Raw genomic sequence first — 9,176 nt, 5'->3', positions numbered from 1 at the left:
ACTTGCCGATCAGCACGCCGGCTTTGAAGTTGTCGGTGGCGAAGAGGGCATCGGTGGCATCTTGCGGATCGGTCGGCGTGTCGAGCGCGACCACCATCACACCGGCCGCGCGCGCTTTCTTGATGCTCGGCACGATTGCTTTGGTATCGCTCGGCGTGATCAGAATGGCTTTCGCGCCGGCCGTCATCATGTTTTCGATGGCGGTGACCTGGCTCGCGTTGTCGCCGTCGAACTTGCCTGCGGCGGTGAGCAGCTTGGCGCCGTCTTTCGAGGCGGCCGCTTCGGCGCCCTGTTTCATCTTCACGAAGAACGGGTTCGTGTCGGTCTTGGTGATGAGGCCGACGACAGGCTGGTCGGCCGCCTGGCTCGCGCTCGCACACCACACGGCCGATGCCGCTACGCACATCGACACGATTTTCCTGGCGACAGGGTGCCTGCGGGAATTCAGATTCATGGGACGCTCCTCCGGTTATTGGCAACGACGTTGTGAACTGCGGGCGGATGCACACGCGAACGCTGCGCGCTTGCAACCTTTTGCAGCCTGATTGGGGACCTCGCTTGGAACCCCAATGCAATTCCAGGGCAATCCGAAGCGGACCGCCTAAATCACTTGGATTGATTTAGTACAGCAGGCGGTCGGACGCTCGTCAAGAAAACGATTGGGATGGACGTTCACATGCCGAAACGGCTGGGAGGGCGGAAGAGCTTATGGGGCGGGGATTAGCGGGCGTAATGCGGTGCGAGATCGAACGCAGGAACTTGGGGAAAGTCCTGGCTCGATCGAAGGTGAATTGAAATCTTAAGGGGGCGTTTTCGAACGTATTGGCAGCCGTCGCGAAAATTTTCAGTGGCGGCTGAAAACAACAATTCTCACAGCGATGACCGTACACCAGATTAATGCCGTGAGAATCGCAGCGAGCGCGCTGGAGGGTGCTTACCGGCGCGTCACGAGCGTTTGACGTTTCGTTTCGAGTTGGGTGACGACACGCTGCAAGGTCCGTTCAGCCGTCCCTGGTGTCTGCACGAATTTGCAGCCGATCACGAAGCGCCGGTCGCCCTTCGGCGTAGTCAATTGCCGTGGCGCGACGATTTCCAGATCGAGCCGAAGCGTGCCGAAGCTGCCGAGCTGCAGCGTCACGTCGCGCAGGACGGTGCCCCCTTCAAGCGAGCCGAAGCGCTCATCGGCGGTTTTCAACGCCACGCCGCCCAATGAAAGGTCCTGCAATTCCAGCCGGAACGAACCGCCGTCCACATACGGTCCGCTGGCGATATACGGATCCAGCACGGGCGTTTGCACGCGGAAGAATTCGCGGCGTTGAACGTAGTACAGGAGTGAAGGGAAGGATGCCTCTAAAGCCGGGCGCCCTTCGAACATGATTGGGGTTGCGTTAAGCGTCGTGAACTCCGTGCGAATGCCATCATTCAACGCGCCTGACGCGCCGCCCCGGTCGATGCGCGCACAACCAGTTGCGGCGGCGAGGAAATCCGCATCGGCACGCTTGCGGTGACCTCGCGGCCCGCTTGCCCATACGACGACTCGATCAACTCGCGCAATAGCGATACCGCGAGACCGGCGACTTCGACGGTCGGCACGGCGACCGTCGTCAAGGCGGGCCGCGACTCGCGCGCCAGTTGAATATCGGTAATGCCGACCACGGATAGATCGCCCGGCACGTTCAAACCGAGATCGGCGGCCGCGTGCATCGCGCCGAGCGCCGGCAGATCGTTGGTCGCGAAGATCGCGGTGAGTGTCGGATCGGCCTCCAGCAGCGCGCGCGTTGCGGTGTAGCCGCCTTGTATCGTATCGGGCGCATGCTTGACCGGGCTTTTGGGCGCACCGGCCGCACGCACCGCCTCGGCAAATCCCTCGTACCGGGCCGCGTGAATGCCCGAAGCCTTGCTGCCGACAACCGCGCCGATCCGCCGATGGCCGAGTTCCAGCAGATGCGTGCCGGCCAATTCGCCAGCCAGACGAAAATCGACTGCGACACACGGCAGTCCCGGCGGTTCATTAGGCCGCTCCCACATGCACAGCACCACGGGCGTGCCGCGCGATTCGGTCGTATGAAGGTCCGCAAAATCGAGGTTCGCATTCGTCACGAGTACACCCTCGGAGAGCGTCCCCGCGATCTGGTCGAGATACGCCCGCCCGATCAGCGGATCTTCGTTCGTATTGCAGATGATCACGAAGTGGCCGCTGCTGCGCGCCGCGTGTTCGACCGCGAGCGCGAACTCCGGATAGAACGGATTGGCAATGCTCGACACCATCAGCGCCAGCGTCGGCGCGCGGCCTTCGGCGAGCGCGCGGGCGGCCAGATGCGGGCGGTAGCCGAGCGCCTCGATGGCGTCGAGCACCCGCTGCCGGGTGGCCGCGCCGACCCGGCCGCGATTGCGCAGGACGTTCGATACCGTAGCAGGGGTAACGCCGGCGTGACGCGCGACTTCGCTAAGTGTGGACATGGCCTTTCAATATTTGGGATGACTGTTCGATATTTGCGTCGCAGCCAAAGGCGCGGCACCATTTGCCGCACAAACAAAACGATATCGGAGACAGGTAAGGCCCTGTGATCGCATGCGATCGATTTTTTTAGGCTTTACTGATTAAGCGCTTAATCTCCGACGTCGAGCCGATTAAATCACGGAGTCGATGCGATGGCGAGCATTTCGTTGAAGGGCGTGCAGAAGGCGTATGGCGACGGCGCGCTGGTGATCCGCGACGTCGATCTGGAGATCGGGGAAAACGAGTTCTGCGTGTTTCTCGGTCCGTCCGGCTGTGGCAAGTCCACCTTGCTGCGCATGATCGCGGGCCTCGAAGACGTCACCGACGGCGACCTGTCGATCGCGGGCCGACTCGTCAACGACGTCCCGGCGGCGCAGCGCGGTGTGGCAATGGTGTTCCAGAGCTACGCGCTGTTTCCGCATATGACCGTGTTTGAGAACACGGCATTCGGCCTGAAGCTGGCGAAAACCCCGAAAAACGAAATCGACCGCAAGGTGCGCGAAGCCGCGCGCATCCTGCAACTGGAGGCGTTGCTCGAACGCCTGCCGAAAGCATTGTCCGGCGGCCAGCGTCAGCGTGTAGCGATTGGCCGGGCCATCGTGCGTGAGCCGGGCGTGTTTCTGTTCGACGAACCGCTCTCCAATCTCGACGCGACGCTGCGCGGCCAGACCCGCGTCGAAATCGCGCGACTGCATAAGCAGTTCGCCAAAGCCAGCGTCGTGTATGTCACCCACGATCAGATCGAAGCCATGACGCTCGCCGACAAGATCGTGCTGCTGCACGCGGGCAAGGACACCGAACGCTACGGCAGCATCGCGCAGATCGGCGCGCCGCTCGAGTTGTATCACCGTCCCCGGAGCCGCTTTGTTGCCGGTTTCATCGGCTCGCCGCGCATGAACTTTTTGCCGGGGCGGGTGGCGTCTGTCGATCCGCAAGGCGTGGTTATCACGCTCGATCACACGGACGAAAACGTGCGCGTGCCGGTCAGCGGCGACGGGATTCAGGCTTCGCAAGTCGTCACGCTCGGCGTGCGACCGGAACATCTGGAATTTATCGCCGCGGCCGCATCTGAAAACGCGCAGGACGCCGTCCTGACTCGCACCGTGTCGCTCGTCGAACAGCTCGGCGAGCACAGCTATGTCCACCTCGATCATCCTGGCGCTGCCGCGCTGATCGCCAAGGCCCCGGGCGATACACGCCTCGCGCCGGGTGACCGTGCGAGCTTGCGCGTCCCGAGCCGCGCTTGCCATCTGTTTACCGAAGACGGCTTTGCCGCCGCTTCGCTCGAATCCGTCGAACACTACGCATAAGGACATTCTGATGCGCCTTGGAGTCTGTTATTACCCGGAACACTGGCCGAAGTCGATGTGGGAAGACGACGCTCGCCGGATGAAAGCCCTCGGCATCGAGCAGGTGCGGATCGCCGAATTTGCATGGAGCCGAATGGAGCCCACGCCAGGCGAATACGACTGGGGCTGGCTGGATCGCGCGATCGACGTACTCGGCGCGGCCGGTTTGCAGGTCGTCATGTGCACGCCGACGGCGACGCCGCCCAAGTGGCTGATCGACCGTCATCCGGACATTCTGCCGATCGGCGCGGACGGTCGCCCTCGCGCTTTCGGCTCGCGCCGTCATTACGACTTCTCGTCGCCTTCGTATTTCGCCGCCTCGCAGCGGATCTGCACGGCAGTCGCCGAGCGTTACGGCAAACATCCGGCTGTCGCGTACTGGCAGACCGATAACGAATTCGGTTGCCATCACACGGTAGTCAGTTATTCGCCGGCAGCCGTGGAGCGCTTTCGCGAGTGGCTCAAGGCGCGCTATCAAACCGTCGATGCGCTGAACCGTGCGTGGGGCACAGTGTTCTGGAGCATGGAATACCGCAGCTTCGACGAGATCGATGCGCCGGTGGCGACCGTTACCGAAGCGCATCCATCACACCGGCTCGATTACCGGCGCTTCGCCTCCGACGAAGTGGCGCGCTACAACCGCATGCAGGTCGAGATCATCCGCGGGCATTCGCCGGGGCGGCCGGTCGCGCACAACTTCATGCAGCTCTTTGCCGAGTTCGATCACTACAAGGTGGCGGCCGATCTCGACGTTGCGGCATGGGACAGCTATCCGCTTGGCGGGCTCGAGGAGCAGTGGTTTGCGCCGGACGTGAAGGCGCGCTGGTTGCGCAGCGGGCATCCCGACTTCGCTTCGTTCAATCACGACGTGTACCGCGGCATGTCGGAGCTGCCGTTCTGGGTGATGGAGCAGCAGCCCGGTCCAGTGAACTGGGCGCAGTGGAATCCCGCGCCACTGCCTGGCATGGTGCGGTTGTGGAGCTGGGAAGCGTTCGCGCACGGCGCGGGCTGCGTGTCGTATTTCCGCTGGCGTCAGGCGCCGTTTGCACAGGAACAGATGCACGCCGGGTTGAATACGCCCGATAACAGGCTCGACGTCGGCGGAAGCGAAGCCGCGCAGGTTGCCGATGAGATTCGCAAGGTGCTCGCCGCAAGCGCCGACGCCAATGCCGCGATCCGCTCGAAGGTCGCGCTCGTCTACGACTACGAAGCGAAGTGGCTCTTCGAGATTCATCCTCAAGGTGCGGACTTTCACTATCCGCGCTTTGCATTCGAGTATTACTCGGCACTGCGTTCGCTCGGACTCGACGTCGATATCGTGCCTGTCGATGCACCGCTCGACGGCTATCGTCTGATCGTTGTGCCGCCGCTGCCGGTTGTGCCCGCCGATTTTGCCGCGCGGTTGGCAAGCTCGGGCGCGCAAGTCGTGCTCGGTCCGCGCACCGGTTCGAAGACTCCGGATTTGCAGATTCCGGCGAACCTGCCGCCGGGCGCACTTGCCTCGGTGATGCCGCTGCGTGTGTGGCGTGTCGAATCGATGCGGCCGAATGTGACTGAAGCGGTGCGGCTTGCGGACAACCAGGACGCGGCCGTGGAAGACGGCGTAGCGCGCCACTGGCGCGATTTCATCGACGTCGGCAGCCCTGCAACGAACGCTCTCGACGTGCGCGCCCATTTCGCCGACGGCCATCCCGCCTATGTGAAAAGCGGCGCGTTTCACTACCTCGCGAGCCTGTTCGACGATGCGCTGACCGTCCGCCTGTTCGCACAGATCGCCGGGGAAGCTGGCGTCGACACGTTGCCGCCTGGCGACAGCGTGCGGGTCAGCCGTCGTGGCGCACTGACCTACGTGTTGAACTACGGCGATCAGACTCACACGCTCGCCAATGTCGCCGACGACGCTTTCGTGATCGGCTCACGCGTTATCGAACCGCAGGGTGTGGCCGTTTATCGATCGGGCAAATGATTTGAAGCGCTGAACGAAGGATTCCATGCAGTAACAACAACGACGCAAAATCAAGGAATAAAGGAGACGGCAATATGGCACTGAAACCTCGAAAAATTCTGCTGGCACTTGCGCTTGCCGCGGCGGCCGCAGGCACATCCGTTGTCAGCACGGCGCAGGCCGGCACGCTCGCGGTCAACATCGCGTTCAAGGGCGCGAGTCAACGCGCCGTCTGGCAGTCGATCATCGACGACTTCAAGAAAACGCACCCCGGTACTGACGTAAAGGTGTCGTTCGTCGATGAAGAAGCGTACAAGGTGCAGTTGCCCGGTTGGCTCTCCACCGTCGCGCCCGATATCGTCAACTGGCATGACGGCGAGCGGATGGCGTATTACGCGCAACGCGGCCTGTTCGACGATCTGAGCGGCGACTGGGCGAAGAACGGCTGGAACGACATGTATGCGTCGACGAAGGAAGCGTCGTCGTATAAGGGTAAGCAATACGCCGCGCCGACCGTGTATTACTCGTGGGGCATGTTCTATCGCAAGGACCTGTTCCAGAAGGTCGGCATTACCAGCGAACCGAAAACGTGGGACCAGTTTCTCGACGACTGCAAGAAGCTGAAAGCGGCAGGCATTACGCCGATTGCAGTGGCAGGCCGTGATTCGTGGACGCTGGCCGGCTGGTTCGATTATCTCGACCTGCGCCTGAACGGCAACGCGTTCCATCAGAAACTGATGGCGGGCGACATCGCGTACACCGATCCGCGTGTGAAGAAGGTCTACACGACGTGGAAGCAACTGATCGATGCCGGCTATTTCATCGACAACTCGCTCTCCTACGATCTGGATTCGGTGCAACCGTTCCTGTTCCAGGGCAAGGCCGCGATGATGCTGATGGGTACCTTCATCTCCGCTGGCTTTCCGCCGAACGTGAAACCGGAAATGGGTTACTTCCAGTTCCCGATCATCGACGCGAGCGTGCCAACGGCTGAAGATGGTCCGGTCGAATCGCTGCATATTCCGTCCAAGGCGAAGAACAAGGCGGACGCGCACGCGTTCCTCGCGTTCGTCGAGACGCCGGAAAATGGCGCGAAGCTGGCGGTCGGACTCGGCTCGCTGTCGGCGAACAGCAAGTCGCCTGAGCCCGAGGATCCGATCTCGAAGATCGGTTTCCAGATTCTCTCGAACACGAAGGGCGGCATTGCGCAGTTCTACGATCGTGATATGACGAAGGAAATGGCCGATGAAGGGATGAAGGGGATGCAGCAATTCGTCTCTGATCCTTCAAAGCTCGACGACGTGCTCGCGCAACTCGAGCAGACGCGCAAGCGGATATACAAGAAGTGAGCCGTGGCGGCCCGTTGATGGGCCGCCTGTTTAAGCGTCAACTCGCTACGTTCGATCGGGAGAATGATCGTGTCGCACTCCGTTACCCGTCACACTGTTGGCGGGCCTGCCGAACCCGGCGGTTCTGGCTTTCCGGCTTCGGGCGTACCGGCTTCGGGCGGTGCATTGCGCGGTGGGCCACCTCATGTGGCACGCCGTCGCCGTCCATCACCGACCGCGCGCCGGCAGCGGCGAGCCGCCTTTCTGTTTCTCGCGCCGGCCTGCGTGATGGTGGCGATTTACGTCGTGTGGCCGATCATCTCGACCATCCACCTGAGCTTTTTCAACTGGGATGGGATGACCGACCCAACTTTCGTCGGCCTCGCAAATTATGTCGAGTTGTTCCATACGCAGACGTTCTACACGGCGCTGAAGAACAACCTCATCTGGTTGCTGCTGTTTCTGCTTGCCCCGCCGATGGGGCTCGCCGTCGCGCTCTATCTGAATCAGGCGGTGGCCGGTATTCGCATCGTCAAATCGTTGTTCTTCGCGCCGTTCGTTTTATCGGGCGTGGTGGTCGGTTTGATCTTCTCGTGGTTTTACGATCCGACCTTTGGCCTGCTCGCGGTGATTCTCGGGCACGGCGTGCCGGTGCTCGGCGATCCCCGCTACGCGACCCTTGGGATCGTGTTCGCGGCGCTGTGGCCGCAAACGGCCTATTGCATGATTCTCTACCTGACCGGCCTGACGTCACTGAACGCCGAGCAGATCGAGGCTGCGCGGATGGAGGGCGCGCGTGGTTGGTCGATGCTGTGGCACGTGATCCTGCCGCAATTGCGGCCGACCACGTTCATGGCGATCGTTGTCACGGTGATCGGCGCGTTGCGCAGCTTCGATCTGATTTCGGTGATGACCGGCGGCGGACCGTTCGAAAGTTCGACCGTGCTCGCGTATTACATGTACGACCAGGCGATCAAGTATTACCGCGTCGGCTATTCCGCGGCGGTGGCTGTCGTGCTGTTCGGGATCATGCTCGTGTACATCGTTTATCACTTGCGCCGCATGCTGCGCACCGAGCAATAAGGAGCCGATCATGTTTCCAATCCCGATCGACAAATGGACGCCGGCGACGCGCCGCGCGTACAAACTGACGTTGCCCTTCGCGCTGCTGATCTGGCTGCTGCCGATGATCGCGGTTCTCGTGACCTCGGTGCGTTCGACTGAGGAACTGAGCGAGGGCAACTACTGGGGCTGGCCGAAGCACTTTGCGATGTTCGATAACTATCGCGAGGCGTTGACGACTTCGCCGATGCTGCATTACTTCTGGAACAGCGTGCTGATTACGGTGCCTGCTGTGGTCGGCTCGATTGCACTCGCGGCTATGGCGGGATTCGCGCTGGCCATCTATCGTTTTCGCGGCAATTCGGCTTTGTTTGCGACGTTTGTCGCCGGCAATTTTGTCCCGGTTCAGGTGTTGATGATTCCGGTGCGGGATCTGTCGTTGCAGCTCGGCTTGTTCAATACGGTAAGCGCGTTGATTCTGTTTCACGTGTCGTTTCAGACTGGATTTTGCGCGCTCTTTCTGCGGAATTTCATCAAGCAACTGCCGTTTGAACTGGTCGAGGCGGCGCGGATCGAAGGCGCCAATGAATGGACCGTGTTCTTCAGGATCGTATTGCCTTTAATCCGCCCCGCGCTTGCGGCCCTCGCGATTCTTGTGTTCACGTTCGTGTGGAATGACTACTTCTGGGCGCTGTGTCTGACGCAAGGTGACGACGCCGCACCAATTACGGTGGGTGTCGCGGCATTGAAGGGGCAATGGACCACCGCGTGGAATCTTGTGTCCGCCGGGTCGATCCTTGCCGCGTTGCCGTCGGTCGCCATGTTCTTCGCGATGCAGAAGCATTTCGTGGCCGGGTTGACGTTTGGGGCGACGAAGGGGTGAGGCGAACGTTACGGAAATACAGTCGCTCTATGGTTGCCGATGTCCTGATACGGCCCAGAATCTCGGGGCGCGCTCGCTGGTTCACATTGAAATGCACACGGATGTCCTG

8 protein-coding genes are annotated in these 9,176 nt (G+C 61.4%); 5 read left to right on the top strand and 3 right to left on the bottom strand.

Translation table 11 applies throughout. From position 1 onward, the window contains the following. The 3 genes from VFE81_RS02080 to VFE81_RS02070 all read right to left on the bottom strand — a co-directional run. The coding region (locus VFE81_RS02080; RefSeq protein ID WP_325043001.1) for a substrate-binding domain-containing protein at window positions 1–454 on the bottom strand (454 nt) is incomplete at its 3' end. A gap of 480 nt (window positions 455–934) precedes the next feature. Beyond that, entirely contained in the window at window positions 935–1,375 is a 441-nt protein-coding gene (locus tag VFE81_RS02075) for a flagellar brake protein (RefSeq protein ID WP_325043000.1), read from the bottom strand. Between the two features lie 47 nt (window positions 1,376–1,422). Then, entirely contained in the window at window positions 1,423–2,460 is a 1,038-nt protein-coding gene (locus tag VFE81_RS02070; RefSeq protein ID WP_325042999.1) for a LacI family DNA-binding transcriptional regulator, read from the bottom strand. A gap of 192 nt (window positions 2,461–2,652) precedes the next feature. On the opposite strand from VFE81_RS02070, the gene VFE81_RS02065 reads away from it, so the two are divergent. The 5 genes from VFE81_RS02065 (at window position 2,653) to VFE81_RS02045 (ending at window position 9,067) form a co-directional block, all read left to right on the top strand. Continuing rightward, window positions 2,653–3,810 (top strand): sn-glycerol-3-phosphate ABC transporter ATP-binding protein UgpC, encoded by a 1,158-nt coding sequence (locus VFE81_RS02065; protein ID WP_325042998.1) that lies wholly within the window; start codon window positions 2,653–2,655, stop codon window positions 3,808–3,810. Window positions 3,811–3,820: 10 nt separating this feature from the next. Beyond that, window positions 3,821–5,815: a beta-galactosidase gene (locus VFE81_RS02060; protein ID WP_325042997.1), complete on the top strand. Its 1,995-nt coding sequence runs from the start codon at window positions 3,821–3,823 to the stop codon at window positions 5,813–5,815. A gap of 74 nt (window positions 5,816–5,889) precedes the next feature. Then, on the top strand, window positions 5,890–7,143 hold the full coding sequence (locus VFE81_RS02055) for an ABC transporter substrate-binding protein (protein WP_325042996.1): 1,254 nt from the start codon (window positions 5,890–5,892) through the stop codon (window positions 7,141–7,143). 63 nt (window positions 7,144–7,206) lie between these two features. Next, window positions 7,207–8,205 (top strand): sugar ABC transporter permease, encoded by a 999-nt coding sequence (locus VFE81_RS02050; RefSeq protein WP_325042995.1) that lies wholly within the window; start codon window positions 7,207–7,209, stop codon window positions 8,203–8,205. Window positions 8,206–8,215: 10 nt separating this feature from the next. Beyond that, window positions 8,216–9,067, top strand: a complete 852-nt coding sequence (locus tag VFE81_RS02045) for a carbohydrate ABC transporter permease (protein WP_325042994.1) — start codon at window positions 8,216–8,218, stop codon at window positions 9,065–9,067. Window positions 9,068–9,176: the final 109 nt, after the last annotated feature.

Origin of the sequence: Paraburkholderia sp., assembly GCF_035656215.1 — a bacterium.
Taxonomy (GTDB): Bacteria; Pseudomonadota; Gammaproteobacteria; order Burkholderiales; family Burkholderiaceae; genus Paraburkholderia.
Note: the sequence above shows the minus strand (reverse complement) of the source record. Positions and strands in the feature narration are given on the sequence as shown.